Source organism: Acinetobacter uliginosus, from assembly GCF_044130295.1.
Lineage (GTDB): Bacteria > Pseudomonadota > Gammaproteobacteria > Pseudomonadales > Moraxellaceae > Acinetobacter.
On the sequence record NZ_JBIQOC010000061.1, the window covers coordinates 1 to 20,893 of the forward strand.

The following is a 20,893-nucleotide window of genomic DNA, read 5'->3' on the forward strand; positions in this document are numbered from 1 at the left end:
AACACAAAAGCATTGAATAATTTTTTTAATCTTGTAGTGACTTAATTTACTGTTTTCTATCATTATTCTAGACTAACATAATCATTCTGCTAGTCTAGAGCCTAATTTAAATTGATATCTGAATAAGCTAATTAGAAATAGACTAAGAAAATAGAGAGATTGAGTGATTAAAAGTAAACAGTGTCCACTTTAAGTAAGCGAATGCTGCATGATAAAAAATCTGGGTAAATAGAGAGTGGATCACTGGATTCTATAGGCTATGAGAAAAAGGCATAATGCTCCAATAACCATAATAATCCGTAATAACTGAAGAAACTGCTGATTAAGCTCAGCCAGACTGGAATTTTGCTCTTAAGCAATGCAATGACAGTAATAATAAAAAGCACATCTAAGCCAGACAGTACATATTTTTGCCCCATCTGCACCACCAGGCATAATAACAGGCCCACCACAGCGGCATTCACGCCAGCCAGAGCCTGAAATAAACCTGAAAATTGCATCAAGCGTGACCAGTAAGGTAAAGCGCCAAAGATCAGCAGAAAAGAAGGCAGGAAAATGACCACGGTTGCAAAGGCGGCATTCAGTACTGGCGATGAACTTAAAGGTAATAAAGCACCGAGATAGCTGGCGAAACTGAATAATGGGCCTGGCATCAGCTGGGCAATGGCATAGCCCAGGTCAAAATGTTGCTGGGAGACCAAGCCCGATGCCACAAAGTCCTGCTGTAAAAATGGCAAAATAATATGCCCCCCACCAAAGACTAAAGAAGCCGTGCGGTATAAATCGGTAAAACTGTCTAGCCAAATACTGGGAAAGAAATATTGTAGCGCTGGAACCTGTACAAAAGGCAAGGTAAATAAAATCAGCCAGAGATAAGCGAAAGGTTTTTTAGCTGTGATTGAGATGCCCGTAACGGGTTTAGGGGTATTTTTTTGCGGAAAATAATGCAGATAAATCAGTCCTGCCAAAGCACCAAAAAGAATCACCAAAACCTGATTGATACTGATGGGAACTAGATAGACAAATAAGCCCGACATTAGCATTAATACATACTGCCATTGCTCTTTACAAAAGCTACGTAACATTTGCCAGAATGCCCATGCCACCACGCTAAATACAATGAGTTGAATAACATGGAAAAATTCGACAGAAAAATAACCAGAAAATTGAATACCCAGCATTGCCGCAAGGGTCATGAGCAGTGCCGAAGGTAAAGTAAAGCCCAGCCATGCCAGTAGCGCACCCCGATAACCTTTTAGCTGATAACCAATTGCAAGACCCAGCTGGCTACTGCTAGGTCCAGGTAAAATTTGTGCCAAGGCCAGCAGATGGGCATATTGATGCTCATCCAGATAACCAAGCTGTTGCACAAAACGCCGATAAAAAAACACCAGATGGGCTGCTGGACCGCCAAATGCCGTACAGCCTAATCTGAGGAATATTTTAAACAAGCTGAAATTTGACAGCGTGGGAACAGGGGATGACATGATGAAATGATCCAAAAATATTTGAGTTTTAGCCCGGGCAAGATTAACAGGTCGGATTGACCTTGTTGTATGGTTTTCCTGCAATACATATTGCAAATATGAAAAAGCCCATCCCAAGTAATTACTTTTGATGGGCTTTTATTTTTTAATTTAACTCGTAAATATTTAAACAAGATGACCATCATTGAAAATGATCCCTGATGTGATGTATCGCACGCTAGTTACTGATAAGTAGAGGGAGCCTATCCTAAGGTAAGGGGGTTAATAAAAAATTGCAGCATCATGACGCATTTTTTATTTTATTTACGGTTTTGCATCTTCGTAAATGTAGATGAGGTCATGATGCTGTGGAGTAATTTTTCAGCTATTGTTTATTGTTATTATTTCAGATGGATGAATCCCTTAATAAGGCCGACCGCCTGCCAGACTGATGCGTTTTAGCAAACGGCGCTGCTCACTGGGAAAAGGTTTGCGTGAATGCAGGGTAACCTGATTATCCCAAAATACGATATCGCCCTGTTGCCATTGATGTTCATAGCGAAATTCAGGTTTTAACAGATATTCGCGCAATGAAGCAATCAATTCACTGCCAGCCTGATCATCATAATTGACCAGTTCCACCTCGGAATGGGTATTTAACCAGAGCGCTTTACGACCACTCTCAGGATGGGTACGCACCAGTGGATGAGGATAGGCATGACCAATAATCGGCTGATCTTTAAAGCGATATAGAGGACTGCTGCCATAACCATTATTGTCATTGTCTTTAAGGTGTTGTCGACGAACAAAGGGGTTATAGGTAATCAGTTGTAATTGATCGATATGCTGTTTGGTTGCTTCATCTAAAGCATCATAAGCCTGGATGGTATTAAACCAGGATGTTTGCCCGCCGTCTTTTGGTAATTCAATGGCATAAAGCAATGAACCAAAAGACGGTTGTGGCGTCCATTGGTGATCGGCATGCGGCGAAAGTTCACCATAGCCGGTGTAGTCACCCTGTCCCACAGCATTGGAAACGGGCACGACATCGGGTGGTGTACCGGTTTCGGTTTGGGTGGCAAGTACCGGATTATCTGCACTCGGGCGGAAAATGGAACCAAAATAGCTGGCAAAGGCCAAATACTGTAAATCATCCAGACGCTGGTTTTTGAAAATTAAAATGAGATGTTCGGCCAGTGCCTGCTTCAGGCGGTAAATGGTTTCACCCGCTTGGGCTTTACGTGCATCCAGACCAAAAACCACAGCCCCTAAAGCTTCACCCTCTAAGGGCACAATAGAAATATCTTGCGGGTTTTGAAATTGTTCTGGCTGATGCCAGCGCGGTGCATCATGTATTGCCTGAGAAAGTTGGGTGAGTGCCGTCATTGTTTTGCTCTGATGTTTTTTACGTTGAAGTAAAATCTAAGCAATCCAGAACAAAAGATAAAATCAAAATATTTTCTAAGCTTATGAAATCCCAGTGAAAAATATTTAAATCTATGATTGTTAAACTTTTAATATAAACAGCAAAAGAAAGCGGTTTTTTTGCTGTTTTCACTGCTGATATTTCAGCATTAATGCGCGCAAAAGGCCTGATTGAAATACTCAAACAGTTGTGGTGTTTTGACCCAAAGCATAATCGCAATTCCCAACAACAGGCCAATTGCTGCGGTAACCAAAATTTTGAGTCCAAGCATAGAATCAGTCATGAACCACATGCTCCTCATTGACAAAGAAATGAACTAGAACCCCAAATACACTTAACAGAATAGAAAACATCCAGATCATATTGTAATCGCCGGTCATGTCATGATTGACACCCCCCAGCCAGCCACCAAAGAACGAGCCGACCTGATGGGTAAAGAACACGATGCCACTGAGCATGGACAGATATTTTATCCCAAACATATTCGCCACAATGCCGTTAGTCAGGGGAACCGTAGATAACCACAATAAGCCCATAATGATGCCAAAGCTGTAAATTGTCCAGATACTCAAAGGCAGCAATAAAAAGCCAATAATGGCAATACCACGCAGGCCATATAAACCCATCAGCAAGTGAGGTTTGGAGTATTTTCCACCCAGCCAGCCTGCGGTATACGTACCGACAATATTAAATAAACCGACCAGAGCCAGAAATACTGTGCCTGTGGTGGCATCAAAACCATGATCAATCAGGTAACCAGGTAAATGAATACCAATAAACACCACCTGAAAACCGCAGACAAAAAAGCCTAAAGACAGAAACCAGAACGGTTTGTGATTTTTGGCAATCCTCAGAATTTCTTTGATACTCAACGCAGGTTTATTGATAGTAGCTAATGCATTCGGAGGAGTATAAGCAGGCGCTTTTAAAGTCCACGCCAATGGAATAATGAAAGCAATTAATATAGCACTGACCATTAATGCTGCTGACCAGCCGACACTTTGTAAAAGCAGTAGGGTCGATGGCAGCATGATAAATTGACCAAAAGAGCCTGCTGCACTGGCAATACCCATCGTCAGACTGCGTTTTTCAGGATGTGCGGCACGCCCCACAGCAGAAAGCAATATGGGAAAAGAGGTCGCAGAAAGGGCAAGACCCAGAATTAAACCGACACTTAAATTCAGCAGCAAGCCGCTGGAGCTGACTGCCATCAGTAACAGGCCAAGGGTATAAAGTGCACCACCAATAGCAACTACAATTTTACTGCCATATTTATCGGCAAAAACTCCGGTAATGGGTTGTACTGCACCCCAAATCAGGTTTTGCATGGCAATGGCAAGACTAAAGACATTATGTCCCCAGCCAAACTCATGGCTCATAGGAACAAGATATAAACCAAATGCATGACGGACACCCAAGGATAAAGCCAGAATAACGGCACTTCCAATTAACATGTAAATCAGAGGTTTGGAAAAACGGGTGTCTGACATATTTCATCCATGCGGAGTTGTGTTGTGGCTATGTTATTCGATTATAAAGGACGAGGCGATTAAATTAAATTTCAACAAAAGATAAAATTAAGTTATAGAAAGTTTTATAAAGATTAAAAAGACGACATAAAGCCGTCTTTGGATTATTAAAAACTTAGAAACGCATACCGATCCCCGCATAAGCAAGTATCGGGTTGACTTCAATATCTGCTTTGGAGGTAATTAATCTACCTAATTGTTGATCATCTACCGTAATCGTGGTTTCATTTTTCAGATGTGCATAAGATACCGATCCTACAGCAAACCAGCGCTCATTAAAATCATAGGTAAAACCGACAGTTGCAATTGGAGCAATCGTATCGGTCGCTTCGAGCTCGACTTGAGGATTGGCTTTGCTTGGTTTTCCTTCCAGTGACGCTCCTGCATTGCCTTGTTTGATGTTGGCAATCATATGACCAGCTGCAATCAAGTCCTGTTCTGTACGCGGATTGATTTCCAGTTCATTGAAATAAGCATACATCAAACCTAAACCAACATAAGGGCGGAATTTATTGACTCCGGTTTTACCAAAGTGATACTGGAACTCAAAGGCCGGTGTCCAGGCACGAGCCGAGGCAGCAGGTCCATGAGCTTCTAAATCGGTAATAAAGATATTGTTTTGCAAATCAATATTGAGGAATTCTAAGGGCAAGTTACCAATTTGCGGTGTTGCTACAGCCGAGAAGGGTGCATAAATCTTTCCTTTACCCTGTAAGTCAACTTTGGGCGGAATACCGGCTTTGATTTCAAAGGAAAGGTTATCTGTAAAGAAGTAATTGGTCATGATCCCCAGTGTTGTGACATCATCGGCCTCTAGGCCTGTACCTGGGTTATCCCATTGTTCCAGCCCATAAATTTGTGAGCTGCCACTGAGTTCGCTTCCAAGCTGACCTCCGGTAAAAAAGCCCAAACCTCTTAAAACGGTGGCAAGTGCAGTCTGATTGACCTCCGGATCTAGGTTGTTTAATACAGTATCGACCTGAATATCGCCATTCTTGGCAACTTCACCATTTTTAACAGCTGTATTCACCTGAAAGGGCTGGGCTTTACCCTGCGGCATGACATGTAGGGCACCGACAGAAACAGAAAAGCGTTTAAAACCATCGCCATCTTTTAAGCTGAAATAATGTGAATCGGCATAGCTTACAGCGGGTAGGGCAGCAAGAGACGACATCATACAAAATAACGTTTTTTTCATTCAGGGACTCCATGTCCATTTTTCGATTATTCATTTTTTTTGTTCACATTTCTTATTCTATATTTAGAGAAAAATCATTTTGTTACTCAAAAATATTAATCGGGTAGTATTCATGTAAAAAATTAACTGTTTTTTTTCAGTAACATGAAGAAAAATAACTTTATGTAAACTGCTGTTTTTGCTAATGGATAAAGTTTTTGTAGGTTAATAACAGGTAGGAATTGAGATGATATTTATATATTTTTAATGCATTAATAGCGTTGATATAGGGGCTGATGTGGTCAATGCTGATGACGATGCAGTTAAAAACAGATCATCGCTGGCATAACTAAAGCAATTGACTCAAGTGATTGCACCATGAGCTAAAATCCTGTCTCGCACTGAGAAGCATTTTTCCGTACAATATGCTGCAGAAATCCTTGAGTGAATCATATGAGCACCCAAAATACGCCCAAGAAAAAACCCTTGGTTAATTTACCTTTCCCGATGAAAAAGGCAGATGAGAATTCTTCCGATGAAGTCTTGGAAGATTTACGCCCTAAACCGCAGCGCTATGCTGATCGTACCTGGATGCCACCACGTGGTACACGCCGCTCCATGGGTAAGCGTTAAGTTCTTCATATAAAAAATAAAAAAGCCATGGTCTGACCATGGCTTTTTTATTGCAGTTAAACCGGTGTTTTGGATATTTAATTCGAGTCAGAAAGTTGGTTTCGTCTATCATGGTTCTGATAGTAATTCTTTTTCTGGTGATACATCTCCAGGTCAGCACGCTTCAGCATATCTTCAATCCGTTCATGCGGCAAATTTGTCGCATGACCTATAGACAGGCTGATCGGCTGATTGGCATAAAATTGATTGTCCACCGACAAAAGTTCCTGCAGACTTTGCAGGCAGTTTTGTAAGGCTGCCTCATCTGCACCTGGTAAAAGGACTACAAACTCGTCTCCGCCAATGCGTGAAGCCGAATAGGGCGTATGCTGGATCAACTGGTTCAGGATGTTGCCTATACGCCGCAAGACGCCGTCACCTGCATCGTGTCCCTGACTGTCATTCAGGGTTTTCAGCCCGTTTAAATCTATAAAAATACACGAAATTGGATGTAATAAATTGCGTTCAAGCCGGTTCAGTTCTGCCACATAAAAAGAACGGTTGTACAGTTGGGTGAGTACATCGTGTTTGCCTAAATATTCAAGATAATGTTCAGCTTTTTTGCGCGCCGTAATATCAGTCAGGGCAACCTGTACAATGCTCCAGTCATCCAGATAATCCGGAAATACGGTAAATTGCAGCAGTACATGGCGAATGCTGCCATCAATTGCGTAATTGACTACTTCACGTTGATGATGCAGATGACCGTTCCACAGTTCAATCAATTGTTCCCGGAATGTTCGAACCATTTCCTCAGCAAAAACTTTATGAAGATTTTTTAATAAAATCTCTTTACTGGCTGCACCAAACAAATCGAGGGTGGCTTGATTGACATCAATGACTTTAATTTCCTTGATGCATTCAATGACAAACTCACTATGCACATCCAGAAAGGTGGCAAAATCTTCAATGCCTAATTTACGCAATTGATCCAGTTTAATTTTAATACGGCTGAAATCTTCTATCCAAAGAGAGGTTGGAGAATAAGTAAAGCGTGCCTCTGCCAGATGGCGGCTTCGTTCTTCCTTACGGCAGGCTTCAGTGTAAGAAGTGATGTCTTCGGTGGTAATTAATACCAGGGATAAATCCTGTTCATGTTTCGGCAGTACAATGCCTTTGAGCTGGATATCCAGGCGCTTTCCAGTCAAGGTATAGTTTACCGCAGAATTGGAAAAACGAGTTTCACCATTCCACAACGCAACCAGTTCGTGGATATGGGTTTTTGCCATATCTTCTTTAAAGACTAATTGCAGGTTTTGCGATAGATGTTCAAAATCATTGGCCTGATAAAGTTCAAGGGTTTTAGAATTGACCTTTAATAATTTAATTTTTTTTGCGCATGCAAGAATACGTGATTCATCTTCTTGCAGGAAACTGAACAGATCTTGCACGCCCTGATCACGCCAAAGATCAAATTGTTTTTTGATTTCACTATAGTCTTCCAGCCACATGGCAACAGGAGAGAGTTCAAAAAAAGGGGAGTTCAGCATGTCCATTTAAGGCGCTCATTATTTTTTAGAATTTAAGTATCAAGTATATGATGTAAAAAATGATTTTAAAATAATATGATAAGTAAAATAATATGTATTTTTAATGAGTAGGGTATCTCAAAATAAAAAAAATTAGGTAGATAAAAAAAGCCAATTCTGGAACTGGCTTTCAAGATCGGTTTTATGAAATAGGATTAAAGCTTAACGGCTGGCTCTACGGGCCTTGTTTTCTGGCTTAGGCGCAGAAATTTCACGTTCACCTTGCCAGACATCCATAAAGTCTTTTTCGTTGATATTGTAGAGTTCAAGCAAACCCAGAATGACTCCGCCAAACATCATCGAACCTTCTGAATGGTCTTGCCAGTCAAAAATCTTGCCGTTTAACACATGCAAAATGTCTGAAATTTCAAAATTTCGGTCCCGGCCATTACTGTCGGTTGGGTACATTTGGGTATTGAGAATAATTCGGGCGGCACTTTTTTCATTTTCTGACAAATCCAAACAGGCAGTAATATCTTCATCTGGGGAGGAGAAAATAACCTCATCGGTAAATACCGTTCTGAGAAAATGACGGGTCAGCTTGGGTAAGGCTCTTTCTACAAAAGGGCGGAAAGAAATGGGAAAAATCACATTATGTGAAATACCCTTAAACATTGGGGCAATTTCTTCAGTTTTATAGCCAGCAATGCCGCAACCCACCGAGGTAATGAAATAAGTCATTTTCGGATGGTTTTTGGTATAAATCTTGAAATCATCAATATAGTGCTGAATTTGCGACAAGGGCATCTGTTGCAAATGCTCGTTCATGGTGGGAATGGCATAACTTTGACCTGACCAGCCACGTCCTACGCCTTGCATTGCGCCAAAGTATTGCAGGGCAGTACGCGCAGCCCCACCTGCATGGTTTCCTGCCATGTTGCTGCCAAAGACAAAAACTGTATCTTCCGGTAGATTTTTGACAATACTTTCGTCATGGTAATGGTAAGTCATAGGCTTTATTGTGATCATGAGGCTTTGTCTCATGTTGCTATTGAATGCACATGCGGTCAAGACAAAAATGTTGGAATTTTCTTTATATAAGTCCCTCGCTAAATATCAGGAGATTGATATTGAATGTTGAGCTTTAACCCTCATATCATTCAAACTGCATTAGTGTATAGAAGCTGAATAATATGTCGGATAGTCATCAACCTTTTGAATTAGTGACCAGCTATCAGCCTGCGGGGGATCAGCCACAAGCCATTGAAAAATTAGTCAAAGGTATTCAAAAAGGCTATCACGACCAGTTGTTACTTGGGGTAACCGGTTCAGGTAAAACCTATACCATGGCCAATGTGATTTCCCAGTTACAGCGTCCTACCATCGTTATGGCACATAACAAAACCTTGGCTGCACAGCTGTATGGCGAGTTCAAGTCATTTTTCCCGAATAATGCGGTTGAATATTTCGTCAGCTATTACGACTATTATCAGCCTGAAGCGTATGTGCCATCTTCCGATACCTTTATTGAAAAAGACTCGGCGATTAATGACCATATAGACCAGATGCGTCTTTCGGCAACGCGGTCATTACTGGAACGCCGTGATGCCATCATTGTCGCGTCGGTGTCTGCCATTTATGGTCTGGGTGATCCGAATGCCTATATGAGCATGTTGCTGCATATTGTGCAGGGCGACCGGATCAGCCGTGATGACATTATTCGCCGTCTGGTAGAAATGCAATATAGCCGTAACGAACTGGAATTTTTGCGTGGTACTTACCGTATCCGTGGTGAAATTATTGATATTTTTCCGGCTGAGTCGGATCAGGATGCCATCCGCATTGAACTGTTTGATGATGAAGTCGATTCCATTCGCTGGTTTGATCCCTTAACCGGAAAAATGGTGCGTAAAGTTCCACGCGTGACCATTTATCCTAAAAGTCATTATGTTACTCCGAAGGATAATTTACAGCGTGCCATTGGTACCATTCGTGAAGAACTTCAGGAGCGTCTGGGTTTCTTTCGCGCGCATGATAAATTGCTGGAAGCACAGCGCATTGAACAGCGTACCCGCTATGACTTGGAAATGATGCAGCAATTGGGCTATACCAACGGCATCGAAAACTATTCACGTCATTTGTCCGGTCGACCGGCAGGTGAGGCACCACCGACCTTATTTGACTATATTCCCGATGATGCCTTGCTGATTATTGATGAATCGCATGTCACGGTGCCGCAAATTGGTGCCATGTATAAGGGTGACCGTTCACGTAAGGAAAATCTGGTCAATTATGGTTTCCGTTTGCCGAGTGCGTTAGATAACCGTCCGATGCAGTTTGAAGAATGGGAACGTATTATTCCATCCACGATTTATGTCAGTGCCACACCGGCAAAATATGAGCTGGAAAAAGCGCAGCAGATTGCCGAGCAGGTGGTTCGTCCAACTGGACTGGTCGATCCTGAAATCGAAATTCGTCCCGTGCTGACTCAGGTCGATGATGTGCTTTCGGAAATCAATATCCGTAAGGAACTGGATGAACGTGTTCTGGTTACGACCTTGACCAAACGAATGGCGGAAGACTTAACTTCGTATTTAAAAGAATACGGGGTCAAGGTGGCTTATCTGCATTCAGACATTGATACCGTGGAACGAACCAAGATTATCCATGAGCTGCGTAGCGGTGTGCATGATGTGCTGGTCGGTATTAACCTGCTGCGGGAAGGTCTGGATATGCCGGAAGTGTCCCTTGTGGCCATTCTGGACGCCGATAAAGAAGGCTTCTTGCGCTCGGAACGTTCATTGATCCAAACCATTGGTCGTGCTGCACGTAACGTGAATGGTAAAGCCATTCTGTATGCAGATCGCATTACCGACTCCATGCAAAAAGCCATGGATGAAACTGAGCGCCGCCGAGCCAAACAGATCGAGTTTAATGAGCTGCATGGGATTATTCCAAGAAGTACCAAACGTCAAAATAACCAGGATATCGATACCGGTGAAGTGCTGACTGATGATCAAATTGATGAGAAGATTTCGGATCAGGCACGTGCCTTAAGTGCTGATGAACGTCACATTTTGGCAGACCCTAAATTGCTGGCAAAACATTTGTCCAAACTGGAAAAAGAGATGCTCAAAGCTTCGAAAGAATTGCAGTTTGAACAGGCAGCGCGACTGCGTGATGAAATAGTTCGTCTGAAGGCACAGATGCTGAGTTAGCTTGATGATTTTCATTGCAAAATAATTAAGGTCTGTTGGCAATCCATATATGAAATGTCAACAGACCTTACATAACGCTACAGTATGGTGGGGTTGGAGTCGTTATTTTTAAATGTGTAAGCACTTAAAGAATTTAAAATTTTGACTGAAAGGTACTTTTATGACAGGCGATAATCTTCCAAAAGCGGGCTATAAACTGGCTAAAATTGCCGTCGGTGGAGCTGTATTGCTGGGTTTGGGTATGGCGACAATGGCATATGCGCAAACCAAGCCACTACAAACGGTGGAAAAGGTTGAGCTGGATAAATATCTGGGTGTCTAGTATGAAGTGGCTCGCAAGCCGCTGTATTTTCAAAATAAGTGTGATCGTGATGTCACCGCGACCTATACCCTGAACGAGAACGGCAATGTGGTTGTAGATAACCGCTGCTATACCAAAGAGGGTAACCTCACCCAGTCGAGTGGAGAGGCATTTATTGAAAATGCACCTTTTAATAGCAAATTAAAAGTCAGTTTCTTGCCTGAGGCGATTCGCTGGTTACCCTTCGGTCGAGGGGATTATTGGGTGCTTAAGCTTGATGAGAATTATCAGACGGTATTAGTGGGGGAACCACGCCGCAAATACATGTGGGTATTGTCCCGTACTCCACAACCTGATCAGGCAGTCGTCAACGAATATTTGGAATATGCCAAGTCGTTGGGCTATGACGTGGGTGATGTGATTCATACCAAGCAGACGATCAGGTAACATACTACATACTTTAACAAAAGTTCAAAACCATGCTTAGGCATGGTTTTTTATTTGTTAAGATAGCTCCGATTTTAAAGTTGAATGATCCAGTATTTTGGATGGTTTCGCAAAGTCATGAAATGAATAATCCCCTTGAGGTAAAAGATGTATAAAGGCTTGGCTTTGTCAGTATTGGCATCCGTTACTTTTGGGGTGTTGTATTTTTATACGCAATTTTTAAAACCTTTGGACAGCGAACAGACTTTTGCCTGGCGCATGCTGGCCACGCTGCCTTTTCTAACCCTGTTTATGTGGTGGTCGGGTGATTTGCAGCATATTTCCCAGATTTTTAAGCGTATGGTTAAACAGCCTGTGTTCCTGATCTGGCTGATTTTTAGCTCCCTGCTTTGTACCACACAACTGTGGCTGTTTCTCTGGGGTCCCATTAATGGCCGTGGTCTGCAAGTTTCACTGGGGTATTTCCTGTTGCCTTTGGTGATGGTGCTGGTGGGTTGTGTGCTTTATAAGGAAAAACTGTCGAAATGGCAGTTGGCTGCCGTGATATTGGCCATTTTAGGGGTAGGACACGAAATCTGGCGCATCGGCAGTATCGCCTGGGAAACAGTTTATGTCGCTTTGGCTTATCCCTTATATTTCTTTTTACGCCGGGTCTTTAAAACGGATCATTTGGGCGGTTTCTGGTGGGATTTATGCCTCATTTTGCCAGTGGCTTTTTACTTGGGCTTTATGCATAGCGATAGTCTGAGTTTAATGGCTCATTTTCCACATTTAATTATTGCCGTGATTGGCTTGGGTTTTTTAAGTGCGTTGGGACTGGGCAGTTATATGCTGGCCAGCCGTTATTTGCCTTTTGTGATTTTTGGATTGCTGAGTTATCTCGAGCCCGTGCTTTTGGCCTTTGCTTCTATTGTGTTAGGGGAGCGGGTTGAGGCAGGAGAATGGCTGACGTATATTCCCATCTGGATTGCCGTTTTATTGCTGGTCATTGAGGGTACAATTCATATCATCAAACAAAAGCATAAACAGCGTGCACTGAATCAAAATGTGGAAAACTATCAGGATCGTTTGAAATAGACTGCATTCGGTAAACTGGGTAAAAACTCAGGTTGTTTGATTAAGCAACATTTAACAAAAAAGTATACTTTTACTTTTTAAATCGCTTTCTGATCTTTTAACAGTAAAATCATGAAAATAATTACAACTATTTTATAAATTTATAGTGAATATATCGTAAAAAGCACGTTGAACATTCAGCTTTTGATTCAAAGTTGCTGATAATTCCTTTACAATTGTCGGGTTTGAAATTTATGCCTAGATATACAATTAATTAGAGGACGTAGCTGTGAGCAAAGACACTATCATCGCCCTACATGCAGAGCACCAAGGTCGCTGGAAAAACCGTGAAGAAATCGCGGAACGTATGATTGCCCTGATTGGTCAACTATATCGTGAAAAAAATATCGTGACTTCTGTATACGGTCGTTCTTTAGTTAACCGTTCAGTAATCCAGATTTTAAAAGCGCATCGCCGTACACGTGTTATGGATGTTGAGCTTTCTGTGGTTCACACTTTCCCGATTTTAGAAGCTTTAGCTAAAATTGAAAATATTGGTTCAGCAGAAATTGATCTAGGTAAACTTGCTGTTGAATTCAAGGAAAAAGGCGGTGACGTAGACGCTTTTGTTGCTGAAGCAGTGAAATCTTTAGCAGGTAATGCGAAGGTTATAGAAGGCAAAGATGTTGTTCTTTACGGTTTTGGTCGTATCGGTCGTATTCTTGCGCGTTTAATCATTGGCCAATCAGGTTTGGGTCGTGGTTTAAATCTTAAAGCAATCGTGGTGCGTAAATCATCTGATGGTGATTTGGAAAAACGTGCTTCATTGCTGCGTCGCGACTCTATCCATGGTCCGTTCCAAGGCACAATTTCAGTTGATGAAGAAAACGAAGCCATTATTGCAAACGGTAATTTCATTAAAGTGATCTATGCATCTAGCCCATCTGAAGTGGACTACACTGCTTACGGTATTAACAATGCACTGGTGATTGATAACACGGGTAAATGGCGTGATGCTGAAGGTCTTGCTCAACATCTTCAATGCCCAGGCGCTGCACGCGTAATCTTGACTGCACCTGGTAAAGGTGACATGAAGAACGTTGTATACGGTGTGAACCAAGCCGACATTCTTGATGAAGATACTATCATCTCTGCTGCAAGCTGTACGACTAACGCCATCACGCCAACACTTAAAGTGTTAGAAGACAAATACAAAGTGCTGAATGGTCACGTTGAAACAGTTCACTCGTTCACAAACGACCAGAACCTGATCGACAATTACCATAAAGCTGACCGTCGTGGCCGTGCTGCAACATTGAACATGGTTATTACGGAAACAGGTGCTGCTAAAGCGGTTGCTAAAGCACTTCCTGCGCTTAAAGGCAAGTTGACTGGTAACTCTGTACGCGTTCCTACACCAAACGTTTCATTGGCTATTCTTAACTTAACCCTTGAGAAAGAAGTAGATCGTGAAGAAGTGAACGAATACATTCGTCAAATCTCAATCAACTCAAACCTTCAAGGTCAAATCGGTTATACCAACTCAACTGAAGTGGTATCTTCTGACTTTATCGGTTCACGTACTGCAGGTGTATTTGATGCGCAAGCAACAATCACTTCAGGCAACCGTTTAACTTGCTATGTTTGGTACGATAACGAAGTGGGTTATAGCTGCCAGGTATTACGTATCGCAGAACAGATGGGCGGCGTAAGCTACCCAAAAATTCCTGCTGAAACAAATGCATAATTTGTTAAAGTAGTAAAAGGGAGTCTCTATAGAGGCTCCTTTTTTATGCCGTTATTTTAAGCTCATGCTATAAGCAGAAATTTTTACTGAATTTAATTAAAAAATGATACTTGTAGCCGAAATTCTAATCTGATAGCTTACAAATGGTAAGTACATTAAAAATAGTAAGTAAAAGATAAAAATATACAGATGGAGAGAGCTTGAATGAGTAAATATGCGATCAGTCCTTTGTTGGGGCAGGTGTTATCGAATGAATGTCCATCACGGGAAATATTGGAACATCTCGCGAACAAATGGTCGGTATTGGTTCTACGTTGTTTAAGTGAAGGGGTACATCGTTTTAGTGAGCTGAAACAGCGCATTGAAGGGGTGAGTGAAAAAATGCTGTCACAAACGCTAAAAATGCTGGAACAGGATGGTTTTATCCTGCGCACGGTCTATCCGGTGGTGCCACCCAAAGTGGAATATCAGCTGACCATTTTAGGTTCGCAAGCAGCAGAAAAAATGAATTATTTGATTGGCTGGGTAGAGCGGAGTTTGCCTGAGATTTTGGAAAATAAAGACCGTATTGCTAAATAAGAATTAAATTGTCTTGAGGGAAGCAATAAATGAAAAAATCTGAAAATTTGGTTGCTACTTTATTGGCGATCTATGGGATTTTATGTGCTATCAGCATTGCACTTTATGCGCTGATACAAATGTTTGTAGAAGATAAGTCTACTGCAACAAACCTTTTGATTTGGTCGGCGACAATGTTTGCCCCAATTGTTTTAATCATAAGTTTGAAGCAATGGAGTTTGCAAAAGAGATTAGAAGATTGTGCTTTATTAGCACAAAAAATCAGAAAAATAATGGAATTAAAATCAGCAGATATATGGTTTATAACTTGGTTCTTAAAAGAATATGAATATAAAGAAAATGAATCTAATGCTTTGATATTTGATAAGTGTAAGGAATTGCAAAATATTTTTCTCCAATATCATTACGATTTAAATGTAATTGAAGCTTCATACCATGGAGAAGATTCGGAGATTTTAGAAAAATACTTAAGTCAATTATGGGAAATTGAAGCGGGTATATTATTAGATATTGATGAGGTTAAAAGAGCAGAAGAAATTGAAACATTAAAGTATTTATTAGGTGATCCAAGCAGATTTATGCTCTTACACAAACAAGTTATAGATTTGTTACTTAAAATTTCGCTTTATCGGTTTGAATAATGTGCTTTTAAAGATTAAGAAGGAACAGGCTCTTTTAACCTATTCCTTCATTTAAATTTAAGCCTGCTTCATCTTTTTAAAATCAAAACGGTCAATCAGCAAAATTCCAATCGAGAAGACCAGACCGAGTGCAACACAGCCAATCCACCCAAAGTGTTCCCATGCATATACTGCACCCAGCGAACCCAAAGCTGCACCCGAAAAATAGATGGTCATATAGACTGCATTAATTCGTGAGCGTGCTTTTAGGTCAATCCGGTAAACCAGATTTTGGTTTAGGACATGAAAGGCGGTGAGACCAAAATAACTCATCAAAACCCCAATTGCGTAAACCCAAATATTCTGCTGGGCAAAGAACAGGGGAATACATGAAAACAGCATCAGAAAAATACACAGTTTTGCGACCAGATTTTCCTTGCCTTGCCCCACAGTTTTGCCCGACCAGCTCGATGAATAAATCCCGATAACACCGAGCAAGCCAAACAGGCCAATTTCAAAATCACTAAAGTAGTAAGGTGCATTGCCTAGGACAAAGGTCATCGAGGTAAAGACCATCGACAAGATACCAAAGCCCAAAGCACCGGCACAGGCACGACGGATTAAATGTGGATTGTTTCGGGCAAGTGTAAACAATGAACGGTAAATACTGCTGATGGTTAAGCCAGTTTGAGGTTGAGTATTCGGTAATTTTTTCCACATCACAACAGCAAACAGCAGGGTGATCACGCCACTGGATAAATACACAGCTTCCCAGGACCAGTATGTTGAGACAAAACCAGCAAAGGTCCGTGACAGGATAATCCCCATCACCAAACCGCTCATGAGTTTTCCAACCGTTGCAGCACTGGATTCGGGTGGACTAATTGTTGAGGCAAAAGGAATCAAAACCTGAGCGGAAATTGCCCCAAAGGTAGCACACAGGGTGAAAAGATATAAGGTGCTAAGGGTGGTGCTCAATGACAGCAGAATTTGCGAGATGGCAGCAAATACCATCAAACTGACCACAAGTTTACGTTTATTCAGGAAGTCGCCTAAAGGCACCAACAGCATTAAGCCAAGTACATAACCAATTTGGGCAAGCACGACGGTTAAGCCAGCCTGACTGGTGTTAATTCTCAAACTCTTTTCAATCGAATAAATCAGCGGCTGATTAAAATAAGCCGAACCTGCACATAAACCGCAGGCGATTGCCATAAGCAATACAAATTGTGATGACAAAGGGCTGACAGTTTCAGGTTTTGGCAAAGACATGATCAGGACTCAAACAACGCTGCATGCACTATAAGGAGAGTTGTTCAGATTCTGAAATAAGTAAAATCAATCATGTGATCATTAATTTATATCAACGGTTGGAAAATAATTGCTTGGCAAAAAGATCGGACAACATCAGCTTTTTGATTGATGTTTATAAAATAAAACTAAATTCAGTCATCTTCATGGAGTGCTGAATAAATATATTCGAGAAATTCTTTAAAATATGGCAGAATATGGGGTTTTAAAGTTTTTAGAGGATTGGCAGCATGCGCTTTGTTGATGAAGCAGTCATTACCGTAGAGGCTGGCGACGGTGGCAATGGCGTAGCCAGTTTTCGCCGTGAAAAGTTCGTACCATTTGGTGGTCCAGATGGTGGTGACGGTGGCCGTGGCGGTAGTATTTATATTCAGGCCAACGATGACACCAGCACCCTAGTAGATTATCGTTATACACGTAAATTTCGTGCAGAACGTGCAAAAAATGGTCGCGGTGCAAACTGTGCAGGCCGCGGCGGTGAAGACACCGTATTACTGGTTCCGGTTGGAACTACCATTGTAGATACAGAATCTGGCGATATCATCGGTGACCTGGTCGCTGATGGTCAGCGTGTATTGGTTGCAGCAGGCGGTGAAGGTGGTTTAGGGAATACTCACTTCAAATCTTCTACCAACCGTTCACCACGTAAATGTACTCACGGCGCCAAAGGTGAATTCCGTGAAGTGCGTCTAGAACTTAAAGTATTGGCGGATGTTGGCTTGCTTGGGATGCCTAACGCAGGTAAATCGACCTTTATTCGTGCGGTTTCTGCTGCAAAACCAAAAGTTGCAGACTATCCATTTACCACCATGGTGCCGAATCTGGGCGTGGTTGATGCTGACCGTCACCGTTCATTTGTGATGGCCGATATTCCCGGACTGATTGAAGGTGCATCTGAAGGTGCGGGTCTGGGTATTCGTTTCCTTAAGCATTTGGCCCGTACCCGTATTTTGTTGCACATTGTTGATGTACAACCGATTGACGGCTCAGATCCGGCACACAATGCCAAAGCAATTTTGAATGAGTTAAAAAAATTCTCTCCAACACTTGCTAAATTACCAGTGGTACTGGTGCTGAACAAGGTTGACCAACTTGACGAAGATACGCGTGAAGAATGGTGTAAGCATCTTCTTGAGGAAATGCAATGGGCAGGTCCGGTATTCAAAACTTCAGGCCTCATGTCTGAAGGGACTAAAGAAGTTGTGTATTACCTCATGGATGAAATCGAGAAACAACGTGAACTCGAAGCTGAAGATCCAGAATACGCAGCACAATTAAAAGCGTTCCGTGACCAGCTTGAAGCTGAAACACGTGAACAAACCATCGCAGCGAAAGAAGCGTATCGTGAGATGCGTCGTCAACAGCGTCTTGCCGGTATTCTAGGTGATGACGATGATGATGAAGACGGTGATGATGGTGAAATGGAAGTGTACTACGTACGTTAAGCTCTGCAATAAGAGTAACTGAGGACAAGATGATAGAAGTGGTAGATGGGCAACGTCAGCTCAAGGCTTGTAAACGAATCGTTGTTAAAATCGGATCATCTTTACTCACAGCAAACGGAACAGGGTTAGATCTGGATGCAATTTCGCATTGGGCGAAACAGATTGCAGATCTGCACAATGCAGGACATGAGATTATTCTGGTGTCTTCCGGTGCTGTGGCTGAAGGTATGGTGCGAATGAAACTTGAGAATCGACCCACCGATCTACCCAGTCTTCAGGCTTGTGCTGCCATAGGTCAAATGGGGCTGATTCAAACCTGGTCGAGTGTTCTGGAAAATCATTCCATTCAAACGGCGCAGGTTTTATTGACTCACGATGACCTGGCAGACCGCCGTCGCTATCTCAATTCATGTGATGCCTTACAGAACCTGATTGACTGGCGTGTGATTCCGGTGATCAATGAAAATGACACGGTATCGACTGATGAAATCCGCTTTGGTGATAATGATACCTTGGCCGCTATGGTGGCAGGTCAGGTGCATGCAGATTTGCTGATTATCCTGACCGATCAGCAAGGCATGTTTGACTCCGACCCACGTTCTAATCCGAATGCCAAACTGTTCCATACCGTGCGTGCTTTGGATGAAAGCCTGTTTGATATGGCCGGTGGTGGCGGTAAATTTGGTCGTGGCGGTATGCTGACCAAAGTCCGTGCTGCGCGTCTGGCGGCAAAATCAGGTTGTCCAACCCTGATTGCCAGCGGTGAAAGTGACAATGTCTTGGCGCGTTTAATGTCGGGTGAGTTGTTAGGAACCTTGTTTATCACGGATAATGACCGTATTACCGCACATCAGCAATGGTTGGCGGCACATCTACAAACGGCTGGTCGTTTGGTTCTTGATGATGGTGCAGTAAAAGCGATTAAAGACAATCACCGCAGCTTGTTACCTGTAGGGGTAAAAGCGGTGGAAGGTCACTTTGAGCGTGGTGATGTGGTGGAGTGTGTAGACCAAGAGGGTCATCGCATTGCTGTTGGTCGCGTCAACTTCAGTTCGCGTTCTGCGGAAATTGTCAAAGGCTTGGCCTCTGATAAAGTGCATCAGGTGTTAGGTGAAGCACGTTCGCTAGAGATGATCCATCGCAATCATATGGCGATTTACTAAGTTTTATAGATTCAAAAAAATCCCGCTTTAAAGCGGGATTTTTTATGAATTAGAAGTAGCGATTTCAATAGCGATTCTTTTTTCTTGCGATGAATATCTAAATACGCTTGTTGCGGATTTTGTGGACGTAAAAATGTAAGAGCACTTTTGTTCATTATACTTGAACGTTTAGGTACTGCTGTTGCTATGTCTAGCTTAGATGCCAATAGGTTAGATGAGTTAGATTCGTTACTCAAGGCTGCCCATAATTTAGCTGTCCCTATTTTAGCCAAAGCTGCTTGTGCTTTTTTGGCAGCTCGCCGTTCTGTTTCTTCATCATGTAAACGTAAACGAATCAGGGCAATCGTCGCGACAATTTTGGATATTTTTGTTTTATTGGGTGAAGTAAACCCCCATAACACCCATGTTGCAATCGCTGCCCACCCGACTGGGCCAAGCACAATACCTAATAAGGTCGATGCACCGGTAAAGACTCCAAATCCGAACACACCTAAACCAATCTTGGAGAGAAAAATGCTCATCAGCATATAGGTAGTAAATCCGCCTATTTCACCCAAAACAATGAGACCTGCAACACCACGCGCTAATTTTTTATTTGTTAAACCTTTTTCTAGGGCAATGTTCTGAACAGCCTGATCAAACTGCTGTTTTTCTATATCGCTCATCTTGCTATAGCTGATATCAAGTAGCTTATACACAATCTGCTCTTCAATGGTTCTAGCATGTTTGTTTAGGAAGATTTCTAATGTGCGTTTTACCTGAGGTAAATAGGTTTGATATTTTTCAGGGGTTTTTCTAAGCTCTGTTTTGGTCTGGATTTTTTCTCGGAATCCTTCTATGTCATTGCTAAACTTGATATTATTTTTTTTAAATAAATCTGAAGTGCGAATTCTTGAATATGGTCATCATAGCACTCTGATTTATCGTAGTGCTCTATTTGCTCATAACGGGTAAAAGGCTTTTTCTTTAAAATGGTCTTGGCGACATCATCCAGCATATCAAGATAACTATTGCCTTGACCTCGACAGACATTTGCAAAGGAGTTACCACCCGAGCAGGTGATTTCATCAAAAAGTTTATCGACATGCAGGGGGTGAGTATAAGAATAAGGAGCTTTATCACGATCGTTCATGACAATTCGGGTGAGTTGTAATTTTTCTTCGTCAGTGGCCTGTTCTAATAGCTTATATAAAAGGTGATTCGATAAGAATTTGTCATCTAGGATCGCTTGATTCACGTTTAACCCCAATATACTGGCCATATTGAA

Annotated in this window: 18 protein-coding genes and 1 pseudogene; 9 read left to right on the forward strand and 10 right to left on the reverse strand. The window is 42.0% G+C overall.

Translation table 11 applies throughout. From position 1 onward, the window contains the following. Positions 1 to 257: 257 nt before the first annotated feature. The 5 genes from chrA to ACE01T_RS12005 form a co-directional block, all read right to left on the reverse strand. Positions 258 to 1,487, reverse strand: coding sequence for a chromate efflux transporter (chrA, locus tag ACE01T_RS11985; RefSeq protein WP_395519332.1), 1,230 nt, complete (start codon positions 1,485 to 1,487; stop codon positions 258 to 260). A gap of 402 nt (positions 1,488 to 1,889) precedes the next feature. Continuing rightward, the gene (locus ACE01T_RS11990) at positions 1,890 to 2,852 is read right to left on the reverse strand and encodes a TauD/TfdA dioxygenase family protein (protein ID WP_180082552.1); all 963 of its coding nucleotides are present in this window, start codon (positions 2,850 to 2,852) and stop codon (positions 1,890 to 1,892) included. 188 nt (positions 2,853 to 3,040) lie between these two features. Further along, complete coding sequence (locus ACE01T_RS11995; RefSeq protein WP_257221752.1) at positions 3,041 to 3,175, reverse strand: hypothetical protein; 135 nt, start codon at positions 3,173 to 3,175, stop codon at positions 3,041 to 3,043. Beyond that, positions 3,168 to 4,382, reverse strand: coding sequence for an MFS transporter (locus ACE01T_RS12000; RefSeq protein ID WP_395519333.1), 1,215 nt, complete (start codon positions 4,380 to 4,382; stop codon positions 3,168 to 3,170). Before ACE01T_RS12000 ends, ACE01T_RS11995 begins: the two co-directional genes overlap by 8 nt. 154 nt (positions 4,383 to 4,536) lie before the next feature. Beyond that, on the reverse strand, positions 4,537 to 5,619 hold the full coding sequence (locus ACE01T_RS12005; RefSeq protein WP_395519334.1) for an OmpW/AlkL family protein: 1,083 nt from the start codon (positions 5,617 to 5,619) through the stop codon (positions 4,537 to 4,539). A gap of 432 nt (positions 5,620 to 6,051) precedes the next feature. Between ACE01T_RS12005 and ACE01T_RS12010 the strand changes: the two genes are divergently transcribed. Further along, positions 6,052 to 6,231: a hypothetical protein gene (locus tag ACE01T_RS12010; protein WP_086199367.1), complete on the forward strand. Its 180-nt coding sequence runs from the start codon at positions 6,052 to 6,054 to the stop codon at positions 6,229 to 6,231. Between the two features lie 77 nt (positions 6,232 to 6,308). Here ACE01T_RS12010 and ACE01T_RS12015 read toward each other — a convergent pair whose 3' ends face one another. Both ACE01T_RS12015 and ACE01T_RS12020 read right to left on the reverse strand, forming a co-directional pair. Then, complete coding sequence (locus ACE01T_RS12015) at positions 6,309 to 7,766, reverse strand: sensor domain-containing diguanylate cyclase (RefSeq protein WP_180042293.1); 1,458 nt, start codon at positions 7,764 to 7,766, stop codon at positions 6,309 to 6,311. A gap of 195 nt (positions 7,767 to 7,961) precedes the next feature. Then, a complete protein-coding gene (locus ACE01T_RS12020) occupies positions 7,962 to 8,750 on the reverse strand; it encodes an A1S_2505 family phage non-structural protein (RefSeq protein WP_180044580.1) in 789 nt (262 codons plus the stop codon). Positions 8,751 to 8,932: 182 nt separating this feature from the next. Here ACE01T_RS12020 and uvrB point away from each other — a divergent pair, with 182 nt between their 5' ends. The 6 genes and pseudogenes from uvrB (at position 8,933) to ACE01T_RS12050 (ending at position 15,728) form a co-directional block, all read left to right on the forward strand. Next, a complete protein-coding gene (uvrB, locus tag ACE01T_RS12025) occupies positions 8,933 to 10,957 on the forward strand; it encodes an excinuclease ABC subunit UvrB (protein ID WP_180044575.1) in 2,025 nt (674 codons plus the stop codon). 160 nt (positions 10,958 to 11,117) lie between these two features. Then, a pseudogene (locus ACE01T_RS12030) lies at positions 11,118 to 11,705 on the forward strand (lipocalin family protein). A gap of 147 nt (positions 11,706 to 11,852) precedes the next feature. After that, positions 11,853 to 12,782: an EamA family transporter RarD gene (gene rarD, locus ACE01T_RS12035; protein WP_180174783.1), complete on the forward strand. Its 930-nt coding sequence runs from the start codon at positions 11,853 to 11,855 to the stop codon at positions 12,780 to 12,782. Positions 12,783 to 13,050: 268 nt separating this feature from the next. After that, entirely contained in the window at positions 13,051 to 14,508 is a 1,458-nt protein-coding gene (locus tag ACE01T_RS12040; protein WP_395519335.1) for a glyceraldehyde-3-phosphate dehydrogenase, read from the forward strand. A gap of 204 nt (positions 14,509 to 14,712) precedes the next feature. Then, positions 14,713 to 15,087, forward strand: a complete 375-nt coding sequence (locus ACE01T_RS12045) for a winged helix-turn-helix transcriptional regulator (protein ID WP_166167111.1) — start codon at positions 14,713 to 14,715, stop codon at positions 15,085 to 15,087. Between the two features lie 29 nt (positions 15,088 to 15,116). Beyond that, positions 15,117 to 15,728 carry a hypothetical protein gene (locus tag ACE01T_RS12050; RefSeq protein WP_180174784.1) on the forward strand — a complete coding sequence of 204 codons (612 nt, stop codon included), beginning with the start codon at positions 15,117 to 15,119 and terminating at the stop codon, positions 15,726 to 15,728. Between the two features lie 57 nt (positions 15,729 to 15,785). On the opposite strand, the gene ACE01T_RS12055 is transcribed toward ACE01T_RS12050, so the two are convergent. Then, complete coding sequence (locus tag ACE01T_RS12055; RefSeq protein ID WP_180044303.1) at positions 15,786 to 16,979, reverse strand: MFS transporter; 1,194 nt, start codon at positions 16,977 to 16,979, stop codon at positions 15,786 to 15,788. A gap of 269 nt (positions 16,980 to 17,248) precedes the next feature. Here ACE01T_RS12055 and cgtA point away from each other — a divergent pair, with 269 nt between their 5' ends. Beyond that, complete coding sequence (cgtA, locus tag ACE01T_RS12060) at positions 17,249 to 18,463, forward strand: Obg family GTPase CgtA (RefSeq protein ID WP_395519336.1); 1,215 nt, start codon at positions 17,249 to 17,251, stop codon at positions 18,461 to 18,463. A gap of 29 nt (positions 18,464 to 18,492) precedes the next feature. Further along, a complete protein-coding gene (gene proB / locus ACE01T_RS12065; protein ID WP_086196117.1) occupies positions 18,493 to 19,626 on the forward strand; it encodes a glutamate 5-kinase in 1,134 nt (377 codons plus the stop codon). Positions 19,627 to 19,637: 11 nt separating this feature from the next. Here proB and ACE01T_RS12070 read toward each other — a convergent pair whose 3' ends face one another. Together ACE01T_RS12070 and ACE01T_RS12075 are read right to left on the reverse strand one after the other, a co-directional pair. Continuing rightward, positions 19,638 to 20,324 (reverse strand): hypothetical protein, encoded by a 687-nt coding sequence (locus ACE01T_RS12070; protein WP_395519337.1) that lies wholly within the window; start codon positions 20,322 to 20,324, stop codon positions 19,638 to 19,640. Between the two features lie 137 nt (positions 20,325 to 20,461). Next, positions 20,462 to 20,863 carry a hypothetical protein gene (locus ACE01T_RS12075; protein ID WP_180044298.1) on the reverse strand — a complete coding sequence of 134 codons (402 nt, stop codon included), beginning with the start codon at positions 20,861 to 20,863 and terminating at the stop codon, positions 20,462 to 20,464. Positions 20,864 to 20,893 lie beyond the last annotated feature (30 nt).